Genomic DNA, 21,955 nt, shown 5'->3' on the forward strand with positions numbered 1-21,955 from the left:
TCAATCTGACCAATTCAAAGCAAGAGTCTGCTGGCAACAAGAAGCCGCGTGGGCGCTTGTGAAAGCAAAACCCGACTCGTGCACAACGTGTACACCGTCGGCAGACTGCCTGAAATTCTGATGTGGCATGCAGCGCTCCATCAACTTGTCGCTTTCGCTTGGTGGTGCCGCTGCGCTGGTCCTCTCCAACGCCCCTCTCTTGCCTGCTGCTGCTCAAGACGCAGACACCGCTGAGAATCTCGGTGGTGTGATGAGCATCAGCCTTAAAGATGTGGTCAAACCCACCATTGGCTTTCAAGGTGCTCTGCAAGGGGCTGGCACTCCCAACCAGGCCGGTATCGGCGGCTTCCTGCCACTCTCGGTTGGCGAGAACAGCGTCTGGTTCCTTGATGCCCTGGTCAACGTCAATTTCGCTGATCGCGATGGTGAGAGCAGCATCATCAACACCGATGTGGATGGTGGCTTCTCCACCTCCACCAGCGGCTCGCTGCCAGCGAGGGGAATTGAATCAGCTGGCATCAACTCCGGCAATGCCAACGATGACGACAGCAGCATGCCGAAAGCCTGATAAGTGCCAGGAGACACTGCAGACATCAGCTCACGTGGTCGCGTTGAGAGATCCATGCTCCCAGCTCTGCGCGATCGAATCCTGCAATCGACGCCAACAACAACAACACCCGCGCTTTCTGGGGATTGAGACTGCCTGCCGGCAACAGCCCAAGCCGTTCATCCTCGGGATGGTGGTGCACCGGTCCAGACCCGCAGCGGTTGGCCCGCAGCATCAAGGGTCGTGGGCCAGCCCACGCCTCCAACACACGGCATTCGCCAGCCGACAGTTGTCCAGCGCCTGTTCCCGTGAACACCAATCCGACAACACCGGCGTTCAGACAGGCGCTGAGCAGGAGCGGCTCGGGCTCCACACAGCCATAGAGGATCGGCACCTGGGGCCATTGTTCCGGTAGCGCGAGTCCAGCGAAGCGCACCTGCCCAGATCCGCTCGCCGTCGGCAGATGAACGCCAACGTCGTCCACCCATCCCAAGGATCCGCTACCAGGACTGGCAAAGGCCCCCACCCCCTGGGTGGCCACCTTGGTGACAGCGCGGGCGCCATGGATCTGGCCATCCATCACCACCAGCACGCCGTGGCCGCGTGCCTCCGGGCTGACTGCGACCTGCACAGCCTGGAACAGATTCAATGGCCCATCGGCACTGAGGGCCGTGGCCGGCCGCATCGCTCCCACCAGGACCACCGGCCGGGGATCGTCGATCAACAACTGCAGCAACCAGGCCGTTTCCTCGAGGGTGTTGGTGCCATGGGTGATCACCACCCCGGCTAGCTCCGGGTCCGTCGCGAAGGCAGCGCGAATGCGCCCCACCAAGGCATGCCAGTGCGCAAACAGCAGGTCGGCGCTGTCGACATTGGCGACTTGCTTGACCGAAATCGTCGCCAGGTCCTGCAGCTGAGGCACACTCTGCAACAGCGCATCAGCGCCCAGCACCCCGGCGGTGTAGTCGTTCAGCGTGGCGCTGTCGGCCGCACAGCCGGCAATGGTGCCGCCGGTGGCGAGCAGCAGCAGCCGGGGCAAGCCGAATCTGCTCACATCCGCTCCAGGGTGGCGATGCCGAGCAGACCAAGACCGGCCTTGAGTGTGTCGGCGGTCAGACGGCACAAGGCCAGGCGTGAAGGCAGCGCATCCGCGTCGGCCTTGAGCACCGGCACCTGGTCGTAGAAGCGGTTGAACACCTGGCTGAGCTCGAACAGATAGCTGCAGAGCCGGTTGGGCAACAACTCCTCCTCCACCTCCGCGATCACGGCATCGAACTTGAGTAGCTCCCGCACCAGGGCCCACTCCTGGGGTTCGCTGAATTGCAGCTGGTCGGCCGCCACATCCAGATCACCACCCTTGCGAGCGATCCCGGCGATGCGCACCACCGCATACAGCAGATAAGGGGCTGTGTTGCCCTGCAGGGCCAGCATGCGATCGAAGGAGAACTGGTAATTCGTGATCCGGTTCTGGCTGAGGTCGGCGTATTTCACCGCCGCCAGACCCACGGTGCCGGCCACGTGGTTGATGAACGCCTCTGGCTCACTGCGTTCCTCCTCCTTGAGGCGCGAGCGCAGATCCGCCTCCGCACGTTCCACGGCCTCATCGAGCAGATCCCGCAGACGCACCGTGTCGCCGGCCCGGGTCTTGAGCTTTTTGCCGTCTTCTCCTTGCACCAACCCAAAGGGCACGTGCTCCAGGCGAGCACCGTCAGGAATCCAGCCGGCCCGTGCGGCAACCTGGAACACCCCCGCAAAATGATTGGCCTGACCGGAATCGGTCACGTAAATCACCCGACGGGCCGCATCGCCATCAGGGGCCTCGGCGAACCGGTAGCGAATCGCAGCCAGATCGGTGGTGGCGTAATTGAAGCCGCCATCGCTCTTCTGCACGATCACCGGCAGGGGTTTGCCGTCCTTGCCGCTGACCCCCTCCAGGAAAACGCACTCTGCTCCGTCGTCGGTGACCAGCAGACCCGTCTGCTTCAGCCCATCGACCACCGCCGGCAGGAAGGGGTTGTAGAACGACTCGCCGCGTTCACTGAGGCGGATATCAAGCCGATCGTAGATCTTCTGGAACTCACGCCGCGATTGGTCGCAGAGCAGACCCCAGGCCTTCAACGACAGCGGATCACCGCCCTGCAGCTTCACCACCTCTTCGCGGGATGTGGTCTGGAACGACTCGTCATCATCGAAGCGCTTCTTCGCTTCGCGATAGAAAGCCACCAGATCACCAAGGTCGATGGCATCCGCGGTGTCGAGCGCTTCGGGAGCGACCTGCTTGAGATGGGTGATCAGCATCCCGAACTGGGTGCCCCAGTCGCCCACATGGTTCAGCCGCAGGACCGGATGACCGCGGAACTCCAGCACCCGCGCCAGGGAGTCGCCAATGATCGTGGAGCGCAAATGCCCCACATGCATCTCCTTGGCGATGTTGGGACTGGAGAAGTCCACCACCACCGGCGCCGCGTTGCTGACCGCCGGCACGCCGAGCCGCTCGTCCCCCAGCCGTGCCAACACCTCCGCCGCCAGCCGCTCCGGACGGATCGTGAGGTTGATGAAACCAGGCCCGGCGATCTGGGGCTCCAAGCACAGATCGGTGAAGGCCGCATCCGCTTGCAGTTGCTCCACGATGGCCGTGGCGATCTGACGCGGCGCCTGCTTCAACGGCTTGGCCAGGGGCAGTGCACCATTGGCCTGGAAATCGCCGAATTCCGGCTTGCTCGCTGGCGCCAACTGGGGATCCAAACCAGCCTCCACCGCCTCAGCCCAAGCCTCGGGAAACGCCCGTTGCAAGGCATCGCGCAACTGGGTTTCGAGGGCGTCGGCGATGCGCAGCATGGACAGCAGCGAGAAATGCAATCCGCCTGATCATCCCCCGGCACGGGACCATCACTCAGCACTCAGCACTGACGAAAAGCCTTCAACCCAGCCGGAAGGCGATGCAACAGTCGCTGAGCGACGTGGAACCGGCTGCAAGAGAAAGACTGACCTTGCTCAGTGAATCGTTGCTCACCACCTTTGCGATCGAAAGCAACACAGAGAGGAAGGAATCAACCAGATGATTCAGGTGATCACCAACACGGACCATGACGGGAAATATTTTGATCACCGTGATCTCTGTGTGGATCCCGTGTGGGTTGGTGAGTTACTTCATTGCTCGATCTAAACGCCAACAAGGCTGGATATGGCTGATCGCGGGGTTGTTGTTCGGCCCCATTGGCCTAGCTGGCGCCGCACTGTCCAAAGACAAGCAGACCACAGGAGCCACAGCGCAGACCAGCACGTCATGACCAGAAACAGTTCGTTCAACCAACCCAACCCACGCCTTGATCGTTGGTGGAAAGAGCGAGTTAGCTTGCTCACCCATCAAAACTTGGCACTAGAGGCAAGAGCTCTTTACCTCGAATTTCAAGACGACGAGGACATTAGAAGCCTGCGATAAATCAATTATCAAAGAAAAGGCCGATTTGAACAATGAGCTCACCAAAAGCAAGAAGAGCCGTAGCAGCTGCGTGTCGACGTCGTATCAAATTTTCCAAGGAGAGACCAACCGAACTGAATGATGCTCAAAACTCGACGCATTATGGCCCTCACAAACTTTGAAATTGCCATTGGAGGCATCTCCTCCATTCCAACAACCGCAGGGCTCGTGTTCCTTGCCTATAAAACGTGGGGTGAAAAACGGCTCGACACCTCAAAGCTCAAACCGAAGAAACCAGCATCCAACAGCAGCAAGACAACCACGGCGAAAAGCGAGCAGGCAACAAAGTCTGCAGCCCAAAACAGCCAAGACAAACCTTCGGAAAACCAGCAGAAGCAAGCAAAAAATCCAACGAGAACTCCTGAGCAAGCTCGCGATGGCGCGAACTCAAAAGGCACCGCCCAAAAGCCCGCAAGCTCCTCGTAGCCAATGCGGAACTTATCGCTTGATCCAACAAGACAAAAGTTTCGGCCACGATGTAAATATGTCACCCTCATCACGAACATTCCAAACCCAGCAGTAAGCAGATTGAGAGCACCCATCAAAAGCAACATGCACGTGTCAAATAAGACAGATCCGCAAAAAGCTGTGTAAACGCCCGAAAAAGAATCGACAGCGCCATTCGTACGGTTTCCACGTCGATTCTTTTTTGACAATGCAGTCTTATGGCAATCCATCAGTCAGCTATGACTGGTGGGCCGGCAATGCAGGCGTTGCAAAACGCTCAGGCTCATTCATCGCAGCACATGCTGCCCACGCCGGTTTAATCATGTTCTGGGCCGGTGCATTCACCCTTTTTGAATTAGCCCGATACAACAGCTCGATCCCCATGGGTGAGCAGGGCTTAATTGTGCTTCCCCACCTTGCCGGCCTCGGCCTCGGGGTAAGCGATGGCGGCGTGATCACAAACACAGAGCCCTACATCGCAATCGCCGCATTCCATCTGGTCTCATCCGCCGTGCTGGGAGCAGCCGGGATCTGGCACACACTTCGAGCGCCCAAAGACCTTTCCGAAGCCGAAGGTCGAGCCAAGAAGTTTGATTTCCAATGGAATGACCCCAAGAAGCTGACATTCATCCTTGGCCACCATTTGATTTTTCTAGGCCTCGGCGTGATCGCCTTTGTGGAGTGGGCAAAGCACCACGGGATCTATGACACAGCCATCGGCGCGGTGCGCACCGTTGAACCCAATATTGATTTCGGCATGGTCTGGGGCTATCAGACCAGCTTCCTGAACATCAGCAGCCTTGAAGACGTGATGGGCGGACACGCCGTACTGGCGTTCATCTTGACCATTGGCGGTGTCTGGCACATCATCAGCAGCCCCTTTGGCCCGTTCAAAAAAGTACTCATTTACAACGGAGAATCCATCCTCTCCTACTCACTGGCAGGGGTGGCACTGATGGGCTTCGTGACCAGCATCTGGTGCGCTCAGAACACCACGATCTATCCCACAGAGCTGTATGGCGAAGCCTTGAAATTGAACTTCGCATTTTCACCCTATTTTAGCGATACCGTCGCCCTGAGTGATAGCAGCTATTCATCGAGAGCCTGGCTGGCAAACACTCACTTTTACCTGGCTTTCTTCTTTCTCCAAGGCCATCTCTGGCATGCCCTGCGCGGAATGGGGTTCAACTTTAAGAGTGTAAGCAAAGCATTTGAATCGATGGATACTGCAAAGATCAGCTAGGCAGAACCTGAATCGAGCCCCATTCTTCATTCAAGAAGAAACCGCCCCTCCCATAATGGAGGGGCTTTTTATGGTTACTCGGCTGAAGGTTCAGCCAAATCAAAACCAGCGAAACATGCTGACGAAGGCGTTCCTAGCTCTCCCAGATCAGACAATTTCAGCGAAGAAAGACTCTTCAATCCATCAAACCAGTCATCCCATGTGCTGAGTTCATCGCAAAACACCAATTCCATAACAAGAGATAAAAATTTAATCCGACACTTCATCTCCAAGCAACAGATTACACGAGGCACCAAAACCCGTTCAATTTGTCGCCAAACAAATCACAAGGCATGCACTGCAGGCGCATCATTAGGCACACACAAGGCTCACAATGAAGCTGACCTCAGGCACTTATCAGAGTCATGGAGTAACAGATCGATCTCCCAGAGAACACATTCATCACCTACGAGTCCCAGCAGAGAATGCAACATCAATGGGTCGCTCTTGGACGGGGTCGACAGGTCACCAACATGCCCATCTCCCGCATTGAGCCCGTGGGAGGTGGGCCTGACCTCAACTGAAGCGCATGCTCAGATCAAGCCAAGCGCTTCGCGTGACAGGAGCACTGGTGGAAATCAGATCGATACCGGTGGCCGCATAAGCCTGCAACTCAGAAGGCTGAATGCCCGAGGCCTCGAGTACCACCGCACCCCCCTGAGACCGCTGCATTGCGAGCTGACGCAAGCGGGGAACCAGGTCGCTCAGCACCTCTGGACGGAACTCATCGAGCAACACACCATTGGCGCCTGCGGCCACCGCCGCGATCGCATCCGCCTCGGTTTCCGCCTCAACAATCACCTGAGCCGGCCAGGGGGATGCAGCACGCACCGCCTTGATCGCCGCCTCCACACCCCCGGACCAAGCGAGGTGGTTTTCCTTGAGCATCGCCGCATCGTCAAGCCCCAGACGGTGATTCACCCCACCGCCACAGCGCACGGCGTACTTCTCCAGCACCCGCAAGCCTGGGGTGGTCTTCCGGGTGTCGGCCAGTTGGACCCCACTCCCCTCCAGGTCAGCCACCAGCCGGGCCGTTGCCGAGGCGATTCCAGATAGACGCATCACCAGATTCAGAGCCGTGCGCTCTGCAGCCACCAATGCCGCGGCCTCCGCCTCCAGGTTCAACAGGCGTTGCCCAGGGCTCACCTGCTCACCATCGGCGACCAACAGCTGCACGCTGGCGGCGGGATCGAGCACACGAAACAGAAAATCCAGCAACGACCCGCCACAAAACACCCCTGACGCCTTGCTGATCCAGTGCGCCTGGCAGCGACCGGGGGGCAGGGCAGGAGCACTGAGATCACCGCGACCGAGATCTTCTTGCAGCCAGTCACGCAGTTGGCGCTGAAGAGCTGGCGTCAAGGGCAGCGATGCGTCGCTCATTCTGAATTCAGCGTGATGGACCCATCAGCAGCTTGGCCCAGCTCATTGCGGTCATTGGTGCTCCAAGCCGCGAGGGCCCACGTTGAAGCGTTCACACACCTGCCTGACCAACTTCGAGGGGGCATCGTCGATAGCGACATCAGAGGCACCAACTTCAACGCCACATCGGGGCGAATCCAGTGATCGCGACTCCTCATGTGCGATCGCCCGCAGCACTGCCAATCCAGCGTTCGCGATGGCCTGGCGCTGCTCAGTGGCATTCCATGCTGAGCGGTGCAAGTGGCCCTGTCAGCCCTACTTGCCGATGCAAAAGCGGGAAAAGATCCGATCGAGCACCGATTCAGTGAGCTCCTCGCCCGTGATTTCACCAAGGCTCTGGATCGCCTGGCGCAGGTCAATCGTCCAGAAATCCCAGGGCAAACCATCGGCCGCCACCTGCTGACTGCGCTGCAATGCGTCGGCAGCCGCGGCCGCCAGATCACCCTGGCGCTGATTGAGCGCCAACAGCAACGCGCCATCCGTGAGGGCACCGCAGCGTTCCAACAGGCCCTGCACCAGCTCTGCCTCGCCAACACCGGTGGCAGCACTGAAGCGCACATCGGCCTGCAGTTCGTCCGCAGTCGCTGCGGCAGCAGCACCCGTCCCCTCCACTAAATCAGCCTTGTTACCAACCCGCAACCAGGGGACCCCTTCAGGAATCAACTGGCGCAAGCTTTCATCGTCAGGCGTCCATCCATCACTCAGATCGAAGAGCAGCACCACCAGATCGGCGCTGACCAAGGCATCGTGGCTGCGAGCAATGCCGATCTGCTCCACCGCATCCTGCGTGGCACGGATACCAGCGGTGTCGAGCAACGTGATTGGCACGCCCTCCAACACGATCTCGCTTTCCAGCAAATCGCGAGTCGTGCCGGGGAGATCCGTCACGATCGCCCGTTCACGCCGACTGAGGCGATTGAGCAAGGAACTCTTGCCCACATTGGGGCGACCAACCAGTGCGACCCGCAACCCCTGGCGCAAAGCGGCACTGCGCTGTCCGTCTTCCACGAGCTGCAGTAACGCGCGGCGCACATCCAGTAGCTCCTCCAACAACGCCTCACCATCGAGAGGCGGGAGGTCTTCCTCGAAATCCACCCTGGCCTCCAGTTCACAGAGCTGGTCGAGCAGCCGTTGGCGCAGCATTTCGATCCGTTGCTGCACACCACCATCCACACCCGCCATCGCCAGCTGAGCGGCGCGCTGACTGCGCGCGGCCACCAGATCGCTGATGGCCTCGGCGCGGGTGAGATCGAGGCGGCCATTCAGCACCGCCCTCTGGCTGAACTCTCCGGGCTGAGCGCGACGAACACCGGGCTGGGCCAACACCCGTTCCAGCACGCGCTGAACGGCCATCACACCGCCATGGCAGTGGATCTCCACCACGTCTTCACCGGTGAAGCTGCGCGGCGCCAGCATCAACACCACCAGCACCTCATCGATCCGCTCAACCCCGCCCTGGGCGAGCACATGGCCATACAGCACCCGATGGCTCGCCCAGGGCTGATCCCCAGGAATGCAGGTCACCGCGCGAACCGCATCCTGGGCCTGAGGACCCGACAGACGAATGACCGCAATGCCGCCCTGACCAGGCGCCACAGCCGTTGCCACGGCGGCAATCGTCAGGTGCTCCCCATTGATCTCCTGCATTGCAGCGGCGCAGCGACCCCGTCTCCCTCCTTCCTACGATCACATCCCATTTCTCGAGGCCAAGACCACTGAGCACTCCTTGGGGCCGGATGCTGCGTCGAACGCAGAAGCGCTTGCAACAAGGGCTGCAGTGGCTTTGGGAGCAGGAAGGCACACCAGGCCAGAGAGCCCGGGGGCTTGCGGCCGGAATCTTCTGTGGCTGCTTTCCGATCTTTGGTCTGCAAACCCTTGCTGGCATCACACTGGCCAGCGTGGTGCGCGGCAATCACCTCCTGGCTGCAGCCGGCACCTGGATTAGCAATCCGTTCACTTATGTGCCGCTGTATTGGTTCAACTACCGAATCGGAGCCCTAGTCCTAGGCCCTGGTAGTCAATGGACGGGCCTGGACAGCCTGCGCCAGGAGGGCTTCGGTGCAACGGGATGGAGCGTGCTCAGCCGATTGCTACTGGGATCCAGCATCACTGGGGCCATCTGCGCAGCTCTGGGCTGGTGGCTGAGCCTGCGATGGCTGCGTCAACAACGTCGCAGCTCTTGATCGACAACGCTGTGGCGATCAGTTGCCACAGTTGCGCGCGATCTCAATCACATCAGCCATCGAACGGATCTGATGCATCGTGCGCTGCAGTTGGTCGGCACTGGCGAGCTCGAGGCGGAGATCAATGCGAGCCGGCCGGCCATAACTGGTCTTCACCCGAGCATCACTGACGTTGATGCGGCCATCAGACAACCGCATCAAGATATCTTTGAGAATTCCCACCCTGTCGATCACTTCGATGCGGAGCTGTGCTGGAAAGCGCTGCCCTTGAGAGGCGACATCGGGATTCCAGCGCACAGGTAATCGCCGTTCGGTCGGAATCACCTCCACGTTGGAGCAATCCTGGCGGTGCACGGTGATGCCGTGGTTGCCCAGAGCGACGGTGCCGACGATTGCCTCGCCCGGCAAAGGGCTGCAACAGCCGCCAAGGCGGTAGTCAAGGCCTTCCACACCGAGGATCGGTTCTTCCTGTTCGGCGCTGGATCGGGGAGTGCCAGTCTCGGCCTGCTCAACCAGTTGACGGGCTACATCTTCGTTGGATAACGGCTCCTGATCAGCAGCCGTTTGCAGACGAATCTCCTCGCGCAAACGGTTGAGCACTTGATGGAGCGTCACGGCACCGAAGCCGAGCGCTGCAAGCAGGTCCTCCGTGCACTGCAGGTTGCAACGTTCAGCGACACGCGTCATCGCCTCACTGTTCAGAAGAGAATCGAACCCACTGCGTCCTAGCTCCCGCTCCAGCAGATCCTTGCCCCGCTGAATCGTTTCATCCCGATGGCTGCGCTTGTACCACTGACGAATGCGATTGCGCGCCGTGGGGGTGCCCACAAAGTTGAGCCAATCGAGGCTGGGATGTGCCGTTTTGCTGGTGAGGATGTTGACGAAGTCGCCGTTCTGCAGGGGGGTTGAAAGGGGCGACAGGCGATCGTTGATTCGCACGCCATGGCAGTGATTGCCCACTTCTGAGTGAATCCGGTAGGCAAAGTCCACCGCCGTTGACCCCTTGCGCAGACCAACCACTTCCCCTTTGGGGGTGAATACAAACACCTCCTCGTCGAAGAGGTCTTCCTTGATGGAGGCCAGGTAGTCGTTGTGATCGTCAGCACCACCTTCCTGTTGCCAATCCACCAGCTGGCGGAGCCAGTTGAACCGCTCGGTGTCTCCCCCCGCAGCCGGTGAACCGCCTTCTTTGTATTTCCAGTGGGCTGCAATGCCGAATTCCGCCACGCGGTGCATATCGAGCGTGCGGATCTGCACTTCGATCGGGCGATGACGGCCAATCACGGCTGTGTGTAATGACTGATAGCCATTGGGCTTCGGCAGACCGATGTAGTCCTTGAAACGCCCAGGAATGGGACGGAAGGTGTCATGCACCACCGCAAGAGCCCGATAACAGGCCTCGACGCTTGGCGTCAGGATGCGCAGAGCGGCCACGTCGTAGATCTCGTGGAACGCCTTCTGCTGACGCTCCATTTTGGTCCAGATGCCGTACAGGTGCTTCGGCCGGCCACTGACCTCGCAGTTCTCCAAACCGACGGCTGAGAGGCGATCACTGAGCAGCTGCACGGTGACGCCCAGGCGCTGCTCCCGCTCACTACGTTTGGTCGCCACCTCTTGCTGAATCTCGCGGAACGCCTCCGGCTCGAGCAGTTTGAAAGAAAGATCTTCGAGTTCCCACTTGAAACGACCGATGCCGAGACGGTTGGCAAGGGGGGCATAGATCTCACGGGTTTCGCGCGCGATGCGCTGACGTTTTTCCTCCTGCAGCGCTCCCAGCGTACGCATGTTGTGCAGCCGGTCGGCGAGTTTGACCAACACCACGCGGATGTCACTGGCCATCGCCAGGAACATCTTGCGCAAGTTCTCTGCCTGGGCCTCCGTACGGGTGGTGAAGTGAATTCCACCAAGCTTGGTCACCCCCTCCACGAGCTCACGCACCTCAGGGCCGAAGTGGCTCTCCAGCTGCTCCGGCGTGACATCGGTGTCCTCCACCACATCGTGAAGGAAGCCCGCTGCAATCACACTGGCGCTGGCTCCGATATCGCGCAGCAAGTCGGCCACCGCCACCGGGTGGACGATGTAGGGATCACCGCTGGCGCGGAACTGCCCCTCATGCAGCTGGAACGCGAAATCAAAAGCCGCCGCCAACAGCGACTCTGCATCCGTGGGGCAACTATGACCAATTCCAGGGGGAACATGGTCGATGCACTCCCGCAACCAGGGAGGCAGCTCAATGCCGTAATCATCTGCGGACCGGATCGGACGGTCCCTCAACGCCACTAGACCGCAGGCGGGGGGGGCGGATCCCTCCGGAATCTGCGATGCAGCCGTCGCGGAGGTGGCGTTCAGCATCCAGCCAGGCAAGTGAATCCATGGTATGTAGCCGTGAGCCCCTGTGCTTCTCCTGCGATGAGTCCCGCACCAGACGTCGTGCTGGAGATGAACCACGTCCGCCTGCGTTACCCGGGCAGCCAGAGCTGGACGCTGGATGGCCTCGACCTGCGCCTGCAGGCTGGAGAACGCTTGGCACTGGTCGGACCCTCAGGCTGCGGCAAGAGCACCATCGCCCGTGCTGCCCTTCAGCTGCTGCCTTCTGGCAGCCACTGTTCAGGAGGCCTAAGCCTGATGGGACGCGATCCACGCAAACTCGCACTGCCGGCGCTTCGATCCCTGCGAGGCGAGTCCGTTGGCCTGGTGTTCCAGGACCCGATGACACGACTCAATCCGCTGATGACGGTGGGGGACCACCTCTTGGACACCCTGCGGGCGCACCGGCCGGACATGGATCCATCGGAACGTCGCCATCGTGCGCAAACACTGCTGGAACAGGTGGGCATCGGCGCCGGCCGCTTCCGCGCTTATCCCCATGAGTTCAGTGGTGGCATGCGCCAACGTCTGGCCATCGCGCTGGCCATTGCCCTGCGCCCTCCGCTGGTGATTGCGGATGAACCCACCACGAGTCTCGATGTGGCCGTGGCCGGCCAGGTGATGGCCGTGCTGCGTGACCTCTGTGATGACCTGGGCAGTGCGCTGCTACTGATCAGTCATGACCTGGCCATGGCGAACCGCTGGTGTGAACGGATGGCGGTGATGGACGGCGGCAAAGTCGCCGAGATCAACCGCAGCGATGTGGTTCTCACCTACCCCTGCTCCAGGGTTGGCCAACGTCTGCTCTCGGCCGCACGCGCACGAGAAGGCAGCAACACACCCTCGGCCCCTGAAGCCGACGTGGTGCTGGATGTGCAGGAACTGCGCTGCTGGCACAACCTGGGGGGTCTGCCCTGGAGGCCCAACTGGCTCAGAGCCGTCGACGGCATCAGCTTTCAGCTTCAGGCGGGCGAAACCCTTGGTGTTGTAGGGGGCTCCGGTTGCGGCAAGAGCACCCTCTGCCGAGCGCTCATGGGGCTGACACCCATCCGTGGCGGTCAGGTCAACCTGCTGGGGCAACCGCTGCTGCGCCTCCAAGGAACCGCAGCACGGCAGGCACGACGAACCATCCAGATGGTGTTTCAAGACCCACTGGCCTGCCTCAACCCTGCGATGACCGTGGCAGAAGCGATTGGTGATCCGCTGCTGATTCATGGGCTGGCCTCGCCAGCCGAAGCAAGCCGTCAGGCTCAGGATCTGCTGGATCGCGTAGGGCTAACGCCAGCAGAGCGGTTCCAAAACCGATTGCCACGGCAGCTGTCAGGAGGGCAGCAGCAGCGCGTGGCAATTGCTCGAGCCCTTGCCCTGGGACCGAAGGTGCTGATCTGCGATGAGAGCGTGAGCATGCTGGACGCCGAAATCCAGACCGAAGTGTTGGCACTGTTGCGCCAACTGCAACAGGAGCTCGGGTTGGCCATGATCTTCGTGACCCATGACCTTTCCGTCGCCAGCGGTTTCTGTCACCGACTGCTGGTGCTGGATCAGGGGCATGTGGTGGAGGAAGGACCGGGAGACCGTTTGCTACATCAGCCGCAGGCACCCATCACCCAGACCCTGGTCGAAGCCTGTCCGCGTTTGCCCGAAGCCTGACAGTCACCCTCGGTCACATCACCCACCACAGGGAGTCACGCGTGAGTCATAAGCCTCGGTTGAACTGAAGGCTGACTGGATTTCTGTGACATGGACAACGTCCACCACGAGCACGCGTCGGCCGGCCATCCACACGACGGCACCGCCGACTCCGGTTTTATCGACATCACTGACTGGGGAAGCTTTCACGGCTCGAATCACAACTCCGAACACAACGAATTGGTCGGCGGCCGGACACCCATCACCACGGAAGCGCTCGTGGCGTACAACGGCCTGCGCGCCTTTGCGGGTCTCGAGGCGGTCGCTCTAGAGGATGTCGGCCGATGGGCCTTTGCCGAAGGACTCACGAACAATTCGCAGGCCTGGGGGAACGATTTACTCGGCGTCGGACTCTGGTACGCCATGCAGGGCGCCAAGGTCGGCTGGATCGCAGACAGCACCTATCAACCCCAGCTGCTTGCCGATCTGCAACGCACCGCACGCCTCGGCAGCAGCGAGGCGGTGATGACCATGGTGCGGGAGGTCAGCCACGACGGTTTCGCCGATTTTCTGATCAGCCAAGGCCTGCAGGAAGCCTTCATCAACACGCTCAAGATGGAGCCCCACTACGGCGGATGGATGCATGGCCGCACCCACGGCTTCCTCCCGATCGAAAGCGGTGCCATCGCCCATGACATCAATCACCTGACCGTTCTCGGCTGGGATCAAAACCAGCCATTCATGAACGACACCTTCGATTGGCCGCAGTGGCCGGCACTGGAAGTGAGCGACAACACGGTGATCAATTACTTCCAGAGCATGGTTGCCCTGGGAGCCCCGCTCGAAAGCAACCTCGATGATCTGGGCACCGGCGCACCTACACCACCAACCCAACCTGAACCTGACAGCCCCCCACCAATCGAGGACAGCGACAGCGAGGTCAGCGAGGACGAGCCCTGGGAGGACAGCAATCCTGAATCCACAACCAATCCAGACCCAGTCACTGGGGTGGATGTGCAAGTGGGAGGTCAACTGTGGTGGGGAGGACTGACCGCATCCCTGGTCGTGACCAACACCAGCGATCAAACCGTGGAGAATTGGGGGGTGCAGTTCAACAGTGACCATCGCTTCAGTGGCGAAGCCTGGGGTGTGAGCGTGGACACTCAAGCCTTGGACGGTGGCGGATACCGCTACGAAATCTCAGGCCTTGACTGGGGACAGACCCTGGCGGCTGGCCAGACGATTCATGTGGGATTCAACGCGCTTACGGGGATCACCGACAACGTCAACATCCCCCTCACCGAAGCCCTGTTGGTCGCCGACGGCAGTGCCGTGATGTTGGTCTGAGGTCTTCACAGTCGTCCGTTGCATGCCGGGAACTGGACTGAGTGACCAGCCGGGGATCCAGCATGCAACCGCTGGCCCCGTGGATGCAATCTGATTTGCCAACCCGCCCGACGCCTTGAATCGCAAAGGCGTTCAGTCAGCACCTGCGAGTCAGCCTCACGCAGCGCGACGCCTGAGCACTGAGAGGAGTTTCTCCATCACCGGCGGGACTGGAGCTTCGAACAGCATCCGTTCGCGCGTGATCGGGTGATCCAGCCCCAGCTGAAACGCATGGAGGGCCTGCCCAGGCAGCTCGATGGGCAATTTGCGGCAACGGCTGTAGGTGGGATCCCCCACCACCGGATGGTTCATGTGCGCGCAATGCACGCGGATCTGATGGGTGCGGCCGGTGTCGAGCTTGAAACGCAGCAGGGAGTAATCGCCGAGTCGCTCCTGCAACCTCCAATGCGTGCAGGCATGACGCCCGTTCTCACCACTGACGACCGCATATTTTTTGCGATCAGCAGGGTGGCGACCGATCGCACCCACGATCGTGCCGCTGTCTCCTGCGGGCACCCCATGCACCACCGCCAGATAGTCACGGGAAGCGATGCGCTTCTGAATCTGCACCTGCAGCCTCACCAGCGCTTCCTGAGACTTCGCGATCACGATGCAGCCCGTGGTGTCTTTATCCAGACGGTGCACAATCCCCGGCCGGAGCTTGCCGCTGATCCCGGGTAGGTCCGGGCAGTGATGCAACAGACCGTTCACCAGGGTGCCGTCCTTGTTGCCAGGCGCTGGATGCACCGTGAGACCTGCCGGCTTGTTAATCACGATGAGGTGCTCATCCTCAAAGAGCACATCCAGCTCCATCGGCTCTGGTTTCAGATAAGGCAGCGGCTCCGGTGGAGGCATCCACAGCTGCACTTCATCACCGGTGCGCAGTGGCGTCTTGGCCTTGCCGGTCTTGCCGTTCACCCGCACGTAACCGGCATCGATGAATTTCTGGATCCGAGCACGACTCTGCTCCGAGCGCTGACTGACAAGCCATCGGTCCAATCGCATCGGCAGGGGCTTGGGGTACGTGAGGCTCACAAGCTCGCCGTCTCCCTCCCCGAATCCATCGGTGAATGATTCCTCAGGCAGAGGCGGCCGTCGCCAGGCCGGGCTCATGCCGGCAACTCCAGGGCGATGCTGCCCAGAGCCGATTTGCGGAAGTCATCCAGCAGCCGCTGCGCCATCCGCGCCGTATCGGAAGAGGTGTGGCGCTCCGCCACAGCCTCGAGCCAGAGGGCCGGATCATCTGTCGCTCCGGCCAGAGCTGTGCCGTAGCGGCTTTCGAGCACCGAGAGGGCCACTCCAGATGCACCCGCCGGCTCCAGCGCTCTGAGTTGACGCAGAAAAGCCTGCGCCACCAGCTCACCGTCATAGGCCGCCTGACCGATGTCATCGCACAGGGCGAGATGAAGTGCCGCCTGCTGATCATCCAGACGCGGAGGCAACACACCCGGTGCATCCAGCAGGTCGAGATCTTGGCCAAGACGCACCCAGCGCAGCGTGCGCGTCACCCCGGCGCGTCGAGCACTAGCCACCACCTTCTGCTTCACCAACCGATTGATCAAGGCCGACTTGCCCACATTGGGAAATCCCAGGGTGAGCGCCCGCACCGGCCTAGGGCGCATGCCGCGGTTGCGCCGCCGTTCGTTGAGTTGGTCACCGGCGCGGATCGCGGCTTGCTGCACCTGCTTGACTCCCGTTCCGGCTTTGGCATCGCACCACACCGTGCGTTGCCCCTTGGCCTTGAACCAGGCCTCCCAAGCCAGGCGAGCATCAGCGGTCACCATGTCACGACGGTTAATCACCAGCAGGTGCTGCTTGCCCTTGATCCAACGACTGAGGTGGGGGTGTCCGGTGGCCAGAGGGATGCGCGCATCCCTCACCTCGATCACCAAATCCACCTTGTCGAGATTGCGGCGCAACTGCTGTTCCGCCTTGGCGATGTGACCCGGATACCACTGAATCGGCGGAGAACTCACGGCACCACCAACACGGGGCAGGGCGCAAGCTGAATCACCCGCGCTGCAGTGCTGCCGGCTTCGGCTTCAAGCTTCACGCCACGCGTCCCCATCACGATCACATCCACATTCAACTCATCGGCCACATCGCAGATCACAAAGGCTGGCTTGCCCTCACGCTCCACCTCGTCGCAAGCCACCCCTGCCTGTTCAAAACGCTCTCGCGTCTGCGACAACAACGCCGCCACTGCCTCGTGGTCGTGCATCTCAGGACGTTCGGGCTGCACCACCGAAAGCAGCACCAGCCGGCTGCTGTGACTGCGAGCCAGCTCCAACGCCTTGCCTGCTGTCTCCAGAGCCTGACGGCTCTGGTCAATGGGAAACAAAACAGTCTCGAACATGTGCAAGTCCTACGGCCAACGCCCCTGCTGTCAGTCCTAGCTCCGGGACTGCAGAACTCGTATTAATCTCTCCCCGTTTTCTTACCGCACGACACAACCCTATGGCGAAGCGTTCCCTGGCCAGCCTCTCCGGCGCCGACCTCAGCGGAAAGCGTGTTCTCGTGCGGGTTGACTTCAACGTGCCCCTGAATGACGCCGGTGCGATCACGGACGACACTCGTATCCGCGCCGCCCTTCCCACCATCAATGACCTGATTGGCAAGGGTGCCAAGGTGATCCTCTCCGCCCACTTCGGCCGCCCCAAGGGCCAGGTGAACGACGCCATGCGCCTCACCCCCGTGGCCGCTCGTCTTAGCGAACTGCTGGGCAAGCCCGTAGCCAAAACCGAGAGCTGCATCGGCCCCGACGCCGAAGCCAAGGTCGGCGCCATGGCCAACGGCGACGTGGTGCTGCTGGAGAACGTGCGCTTTTTCGCCGAAGAGGAGAAGAACGAAGCCGGTTTCGCTGAAAAATTGGCAGGCCTTGCTGAGGTGTATGTGAACGACGCCTTCGGCGCCGCCCACCGCGCCCACGCCTCCACCGAGGGGGTGACCAAGTTTCTCAAGCCCTCCGTCGGCGGTTTCCTGATGGAGAAAGAGCTTCAGTATCTACAGGGAGCCATCGACGCTCCCAAGCGCCCTCTGGCCGCCATCGTGGGCGGCTCCAAGGTGAGCTCCAAGATCGGCGTGCTCGAAGCGCTGATGGACAAGTGCGACAAGATCCTTGTCGGCGGCGGCATGATCTTCACTTTCTACAAGGCCCGCGGCCTGGCGGTCGGCAAGAGTCTGGTGGAAGAGGACAAGCTGGAGCTGGCCAAGGAGCTGGAGGCCAAGGCCAAAGCCAAAGGTGTGGAACTGCTGCTGCCCACCGATGTGGTGCTCGCCGATAACTTCGCGCCCGATGCCAATAGCCAGACTGCGCCTGTGACGGCCATTCCCGACGGCTGGATGGGACTCGACATCGGCCCCGATTCGATCAAGGTGTTCCAGGACGCCCTGGCCGACTGTCAGACCGTGATCTGGAACGGCCCCATGGGTGTGTTCGAATTCGACAAATTCGCCGCCGGCACCAACGCCATCGCCACCACCCTGGCCGATCTGAGCGCGAAGGGCTGCTGCACAATCATCGGCGGTGGTGACTCCGTCGCAGCTGTCGAGAAGGCTGGCCTAGCCGAGAAGATGTCGCACATCTCCACTGGCGGTGGCGCCAGCCTCGAGCTGCTGGAAGGCAAGGTGCTGCCCGGTGTGGCCGCCCTCGACGCCGCCTGATCCCAAGCCAAAACGCGGTGTTAAACCGCCCGCATCCTGCACCAATCCAGCCGCTCCTTTCGGGGCGGCTTTTTGTTGAGCGATCTCGCGTTGGTCAAGCCTTGAACAACAGGCCGAAAACACCTCCCGCAGCTCACAGCGGAGTCACCCAACGACCGTTGAACTGGCCAGCTGATCGCCCCCGAGCGATCCCTGAAAACGGCGTGATCGACGTTCCGGCAACAATGGCAGACCCAGACGACGGCGTTCAGCATTCACCACCTGCTGTCCCTCTTGGAACAGGCGGCGCAAGGCTTGCCGTTGCTCCTGCTTGCAAGCCCGGAAGGCATCTGTCGAACGCGCACGCTCCGTGCAATCCCGTCCCGTATTGAGCAAAGCCAAGCGTCGGTCATAGCTGTCAAGCTCCCACCGTCGACGGGCCTCAAACAACTGCTGCTTCTGCGCGTCGGTGATCGTCTCTTCGCGTTGCCCGGCCACCGAATCGGCAGGCCCCATGCCCTGATGCAGCGTGGCCGCCGCGAACGCCACACAAGGAATCAGCAGCGCCTTACGCCAGCGATGGGTGAGCACCATGAAAAGCCCATGACGAGAACACCCTCAGATTGCTGCTGTCAACCAGCTCAGATCTGACTAATCCGCACGCGAGATGTGACGGAATCCGACCCACAAACCGCCAGGATCAATCGCAGATGGCCTTGACCCATGCCCGCCTCTGACCTGACGCCACCGGCCTCCCTGGCCTGCATCGGCCTGGGGGCGCTGGGACTGCCCATAACGGCAAACCTGCAGGCCGCCGGCTACACCCTGCGCGTTCACACCCGCAGCCGTACTGCCGAGACTGATTCATCCCTGGTTGGCGCCACACGTGCCTGCACCCCCGCTGCAGCCGTGCTCGGCTGCAAAGCGCTGTTGCTCTGCGTCAGTGACGATGCCGCAGTTGAGTCGGTGCTGTGGGGTGAACAGGGCGCGGGGCCGGCACTAACGCCCGGGAGCCTCGTGATCGACTGCTCGACCATCAGCCCTGCCACCGCCCGAGCGATGGCTGATCGACTCGCCAAGCAGGGTGTTCAGTTCATCGATGCCCCGGTGACCGGCGGAACCGAAGGAGCGCATGCTGGCCAGCTCACCGTTCTGTGCGGCGGCGACGTCAGCGATCTGGAGCGCGCCCGGCCGGTGCTGGAGGTGATCGGGGGGTCTATCCACCATTTCGGAGCGGTGGGCAGCGGACAGCAGGTGAAGGCCATCAACCAAGTGCTGGTGGCTGGCAGCTATGCGGCTGTGGCGGAAGCGATCGCTTTGGGGCAGCACCTGCAACTGCCAATGCCCGCCGTCGTTGAGGCCCTCCGCCATGGGGCCGCAGGCTCCTGGGCCCTTGAGCATCGCTCGAGCGCGATGCTCAACGACCACTACCCGCTGGGCTTCAAGTTGGCACTGCACCACAAGGATCTGAGCATTGCCCTGGAGGAGGCAGAGCAAGCCGGGCTGCATTTACCGATCACCCAAGCCGTGCAAGTACAGGAGCAAGCGTTGATGCAGGCCGGTTTCAAAGACGCGGATGTGTCGGTGCTGCGCCGCAGCCTGCCTGAGGTGTGAGCCAACGCGCCAACGGCTGCACTTCAACGAGCCATCACAGAACGCGTGGGTTACTGGCGATCGTCGACCACTTGAACCTGTTTGCTCACGGTGATCACGCCATCGGGATGCACGAGCAGGGCAGCCCAGGTTTGAACGCCAGGTTGAAACGGAGCCTGCACCGACTTGAACAGGCCACCACCACCCAAGGGAGCCAACTGGATGATCGGGCTCTTCTGCGCGAGAACCTGCTCCGGACTCACCGCCGTGAGGCCCCCAGCCAGGAGAGCCTTGCCGAGGGGCTGATCAAGCACCACATCGACGTCGTAACGCGAGCCGGTCAGCACCGTGTCGGGAATCATCAACGAGATCGGCAGCGGCTTCTCGGCGCTGGTCAGCACCGATTGGTCACTCAACACCTCCTGCCCCGTGATCAGCCCGGCAGCGGTGGAGAACGCCAGGCGCTGATGGGCGCTGAAGGAGTAGCTGAGTCCATCCTGTTGACGCGTGCCCGTGACCGCCAGCTTCACGGTGGGTCTGCCATCCGCCGTGGCATCCCCTGGCCTGACCCGCCATCGGGTGACCGGGAACCGGCTGCTGAAACGCTGGAAGCTGTCGAGCAGCGTCGCCGCCTGCTCCGGATCCATCAATACCGACAACGCTTCGACGTTGTCATCGGCATTAAGAGCCTGCTGCAGTTGCGTGCTGAGCGCTGCCGCATCGGCAGTTGCCGACCGGGCGGGCTGGCCGAGCAGCAGGGATGCACCGGCCAGCACCGCAGCCCTCGAAATCCAGGACGCCAGTGAGGCTCGCGAACGCGGAACCATGGAACAGCCTCTGCAGTCGAACTAAGTTAGGCGGCGCTTCCAAGGTCCGCCGCCATGCCCCGGCTTCTGATCGCCGCCAGTGGCACCGGCGGACACCTGTTTCCCGCCCTGTCCGTGGCCGAAGCCCTGCCCAGCCCATGGAGCGTGCGCTGGCTAGGTGTTCCGGATCGGCTGGAAACAGAACTCGTGCCTGATCGCTACGACCTGGTGACCGTGAAAGCCGGCGGGCTCCAGGGTCGGGGCTTGCGCAAGTTGCTTCAACTGATTCGGCTGCTGGCAGCTAGCCGCGATGTGTGTCGCCTGATTCGCCGCGAACACATTGATGTGGTGTTCACCACCGGGGGTTACATCGCCGCGCCCGCGATCCTCGGGGCGCGCTGGTGCGGTGTGCCCGTGGTGCTGCATGAATCCAATGCCATTCCGGGCCGAGTGACCCGCTTGCTGGGACGCCACAGCACCCGAGTCGCCGTCGGGCTCGAGGGGGCCGTTCAACGAATTCCAGGCTGCACAGCCGTGGTCACGGGCACTCCGGTGCGGGAGAGTTTTCTGCGTCCCCAGCCCTTGCCGGACTGGGTGCCAAAGGGAGACGGGCCCCTGTTGGTGGTGATGGGCGGCAGCCAAGGGGCTCTCGGCCTCAATCGCATGGTGCGGGTGCTGCTGCCGGAGCTGCTCAGCCAGGGCTGCCGAGTGGTGCATCTCACGGGCAGCAACGACCCGGATGTGAACAGCATCGAGCATCCCGGCCTGGCAGAACACCCCTTCAGCGATGCGATCCCGGCCTTGCTGCAACACGCGGATCTTGCCATCAGTCGTGCCGGTGCCGGCAGCCTGAGCGAACTGGCAGTGAGCGGAACCCCCACAATTTTGGTGCCCTTCCCCCAGGCCGCCGATCGCCATCAGGATGCCAACGCCGCCTGCGCGGCTGCACTCGGCGCAGCTGTAATCGTGCACCAACACGACCCCGACCACCCCGCGCTGCGCGCAACCTTGCGACGCCTCCTCCGCTCAAGGTTGCGTGACGCTGCAGCCGTTGCGGATCCAGCACCAACCATGGACCCCCTCCCGGCCATGGCCTCCGCCATGCGGGCCTTGGCGGTGAAGGATGCCGATCACCAACTGGCGGATCTGCTGCAAACCCTGGCGGCCTGA

Annotated in this window: 20 protein-coding genes and 1 pseudogene; 10 read left to right on the forward strand and 11 right to left on the reverse strand. The window is 61.5% G+C overall.

Annotated elements, in window-relative coordinates; genetic code table 11:
• Window positions 1–127: 127 nt before the first annotated feature.
• A pseudogene (locus SynA1825c_RS12225) lies at window positions 128–529 on the forward strand (carbamoyl-phosphate synthase); the annotation flags it as partial.
• A 64-nt stretch (window positions 530–593) separates the two neighbouring features.
• Here the strand turns inward: SynA1825c_RS12225 and SynA1825c_RS12230 are convergent.
• The gene (locus SynA1825c_RS12230; protein WP_186469536.1) at window positions 594–1,586 is read right to left on the reverse strand and encodes an asparaginase; all 993 of its coding nucleotides are present in this window, start codon (window positions 1,584–1,586) and stop codon (window positions 594–596) included.
• Window positions 1,587–1,597: 11 nt separating this feature from the next.
• Window positions 1,598–3,385 (reverse strand): arginine--tRNA ligase, encoded by a 1,788-nt coding sequence (gene argS / locus SynA1825c_RS12235; protein WP_186469537.1) that lies wholly within the window; start codon window positions 3,383–3,385, stop codon window positions 1,598–1,600.
• A 248-nt stretch (window positions 3,386–3,633) separates the two neighbouring features.
• Here argS and SynA1825c_RS12240 point away from each other — a divergent pair, with 248 nt between their 5' ends.
• The 3 genes from SynA1825c_RS12240 (at window position 3,634) to SynA1825c_RS12250 (ending at window position 5,718) form a co-directional block, all read left to right on the forward strand.
• The gene (locus tag SynA1825c_RS12240) at window positions 3,634–3,837 is read left to right on the forward strand and encodes a hypothetical protein (protein WP_186469538.1); all 204 of its coding nucleotides are present in this window, start codon (window positions 3,634–3,636) and stop codon (window positions 3,835–3,837) included.
• Between the two features lie 272 nt (window positions 3,838–4,109).
• On the forward strand, window positions 4,110–4,454 hold the full coding sequence (locus tag SynA1825c_RS12245) for a hypothetical protein (RefSeq protein ID WP_186469539.1): 345 nt from the start codon (window positions 4,110–4,112) through the stop codon (window positions 4,452–4,454).
• Between the two features lie 229 nt (window positions 4,455–4,683).
• Entirely contained in the window at window positions 4,684–5,718 is a 1,035-nt protein-coding gene (locus SynA1825c_RS12250) for a chlorophyll a/b binding light-harvesting protein (RefSeq protein WP_186469540.1), read from the forward strand.
• Window positions 5,719–6,273: 555 nt separating this feature from the next.
• Here the strand turns inward: SynA1825c_RS12250 and nadC are convergent.
• The 3 genes from nadC to mnmE are packed head-to-tail and all read right to left on the reverse strand — an operon-like array spanning window position 6,274 to window position 8,826.
• Window positions 6,274–7,140 (reverse strand): carboxylating nicotinate-nucleotide diphosphorylase, encoded by an 867-nt coding sequence (gene nadC / locus SynA1825c_RS12255; RefSeq protein ID WP_186469541.1) that lies wholly within the window; start codon window positions 7,138–7,140, stop codon window positions 6,274–6,276.
• Between the two features lie 51 nt (window positions 7,141–7,191).
• Window positions 7,192–7,419, reverse strand: coding sequence for a hypothetical protein (locus tag SynA1825c_RS12260; protein WP_186469542.1), 228 nt, complete (start codon window positions 7,417–7,419; stop codon window positions 7,192–7,194).
• A gap of 15 nt (window positions 7,420–7,434) precedes the next feature.
• Window positions 7,435–8,826, reverse strand: coding sequence for a tRNA uridine-5-carboxymethylaminomethyl(34) synthesis GTPase MnmE (gene mnmE / locus SynA1825c_RS12265; protein WP_186469543.1), 1,392 nt, complete (start codon window positions 8,824–8,826; stop codon window positions 7,435–7,437).
• Between the two features lie 89 nt (window positions 8,827–8,915).
• Here mnmE and SynA1825c_RS12270 point away from each other — a divergent pair, with 89 nt between their 5' ends.
• The gene (locus SynA1825c_RS12270; RefSeq protein WP_186469544.1) at window positions 8,916–9,362 is read left to right on the forward strand and encodes a DUF2062 domain-containing protein; all 447 of its coding nucleotides are present in this window, start codon (window positions 8,916–8,918) and stop codon (window positions 9,360–9,362) included.
• Between the two features lie 18 nt (window positions 9,363–9,380).
• On the opposite strand, the gene SynA1825c_RS12275 is transcribed toward SynA1825c_RS12270, so the two are convergent.
• Complete coding sequence (locus SynA1825c_RS12275) at window positions 9,381–11,714, reverse strand: bifunctional (p)ppGpp synthetase/guanosine-3',5'-bis(diphosphate) 3'-pyrophosphohydrolase (protein WP_186469545.1); 2,334 nt, start codon at window positions 11,712–11,714, stop codon at window positions 9,381–9,383.
• A gap of 57 nt (window positions 11,715–11,771) precedes the next feature.
• Here SynA1825c_RS12275 and SynA1825c_RS12280 point away from each other — a divergent pair, with 57 nt between their 5' ends.
• Together SynA1825c_RS12280 and SynA1825c_RS12285 are read left to right on the forward strand one after the other, a co-directional pair.
• Window positions 11,772–13,379 carry an ABC transporter ATP-binding protein gene (locus SynA1825c_RS12280; protein WP_186469546.1) on the forward strand — a complete coding sequence of 536 codons (1,608 nt, stop codon included), beginning with the start codon at window positions 11,772–11,774 and terminating at the stop codon, window positions 13,377–13,379.
• 90 nt (window positions 13,380–13,469) lie between these two features.
• Window positions 13,470–14,705, forward strand: coding sequence for a cellulose binding domain-containing protein (locus SynA1825c_RS12285; protein WP_186469547.1), 1,236 nt, complete (start codon window positions 13,470–13,472; stop codon window positions 14,703–14,705).
• Window positions 14,706–14,861: 156 nt separating this feature from the next.
• Here the strand turns inward: SynA1825c_RS12285 and SynA1825c_RS12290 are convergent, their stop codons facing one another.
• From SynA1825c_RS12290 to SynA1825c_RS12300, 3 genes are read right to left on the reverse strand one after another with little or no spacing between them, the layout of a single operon-like run.
• Complete coding sequence (locus SynA1825c_RS12290; protein ID WP_186469548.1) at window positions 14,862–15,857, reverse strand: RluA family pseudouridine synthase; 996 nt, start codon at window positions 15,855–15,857, stop codon at window positions 14,862–14,864.
• Window positions 15,854–16,720, reverse strand: a complete 867-nt coding sequence (gene ylqF, locus SynA1825c_RS12295) for a ribosome biogenesis GTPase YlqF (protein WP_186469549.1) — start codon at window positions 16,718–16,720, stop codon at window positions 15,854–15,856. The genes SynA1825c_RS12290 and ylqF overlap by 4 nt, the downstream gene beginning before the upstream one ends.
• Window positions 16,717–17,100, reverse strand: a complete 384-nt coding sequence (locus SynA1825c_RS12300; RefSeq protein WP_186469550.1) for a universal stress protein — start codon at window positions 17,098–17,100, stop codon at window positions 16,717–16,719. The genes ylqF and SynA1825c_RS12300 overlap by 4 nt, the downstream gene beginning before the upstream one ends.
• Window positions 17,101–17,201: 101 nt before the next feature.
• Between SynA1825c_RS12300 and pgk the strand changes: the two genes are divergently transcribed.
• Window positions 17,202–18,407 carry a phosphoglycerate kinase gene (gene pgk, locus SynA1825c_RS12305; protein ID WP_186469551.1) on the forward strand — a complete coding sequence of 402 codons (1,206 nt, stop codon included), beginning with the start codon at window positions 17,202–17,204 and terminating at the stop codon, window positions 18,405–18,407.
• A gap of 144 nt (window positions 18,408–18,551) precedes the next feature.
• On the opposite strand, the gene SynA1825c_RS12310 is transcribed toward pgk, so the two are convergent.
• A complete protein-coding gene (locus SynA1825c_RS12310; RefSeq protein WP_186469552.1) occupies window positions 18,552–18,980 on the reverse strand; it encodes a hypothetical protein in 429 nt (142 codons plus the stop codon).
• A gap of 129 nt (window positions 18,981–19,109) precedes the next feature.
• On the opposite strand from SynA1825c_RS12310, the gene SynA1825c_RS12315 reads away from it, so the two are divergent.
• Window positions 19,110–20,000 (forward strand): NAD(P)-dependent oxidoreductase, encoded by an 891-nt coding sequence (locus SynA1825c_RS12315; protein ID WP_186469553.1) that lies wholly within the window; start codon window positions 19,110–19,112, stop codon window positions 19,998–20,000.
• Between the two features lie 50 nt (window positions 20,001–20,050).
• Here the strand turns inward: SynA1825c_RS12315 and SynA1825c_RS12320 are convergent, their stop codons facing one another.
• Window positions 20,051–20,806 carry a hypothetical protein gene (locus SynA1825c_RS12320; RefSeq protein WP_186469554.1) on the reverse strand — a complete coding sequence of 252 codons (756 nt, stop codon included), beginning with the start codon at window positions 20,804–20,806 and terminating at the stop codon, window positions 20,051–20,053.
• 54 nt (window positions 20,807–20,860) lie between these two features.
• Here SynA1825c_RS12320 and SynA1825c_RS12325 point away from each other — a divergent pair, with 54 nt between their 5' ends.
• Entirely contained in the window at window positions 20,861–21,955 is a 1,095-nt protein-coding gene (locus SynA1825c_RS12325; RefSeq protein ID WP_186469555.1) for a glycosyltransferase, read from the forward strand.

This window comes from Synechococcus sp. A18-25c (genome assembly GCF_014280035.1).
Lineage (GTDB): Bacteria > Cyanobacteriota > Cyanobacteriia > PCC-6307 > Cyanobiaceae > Synechococcus_C.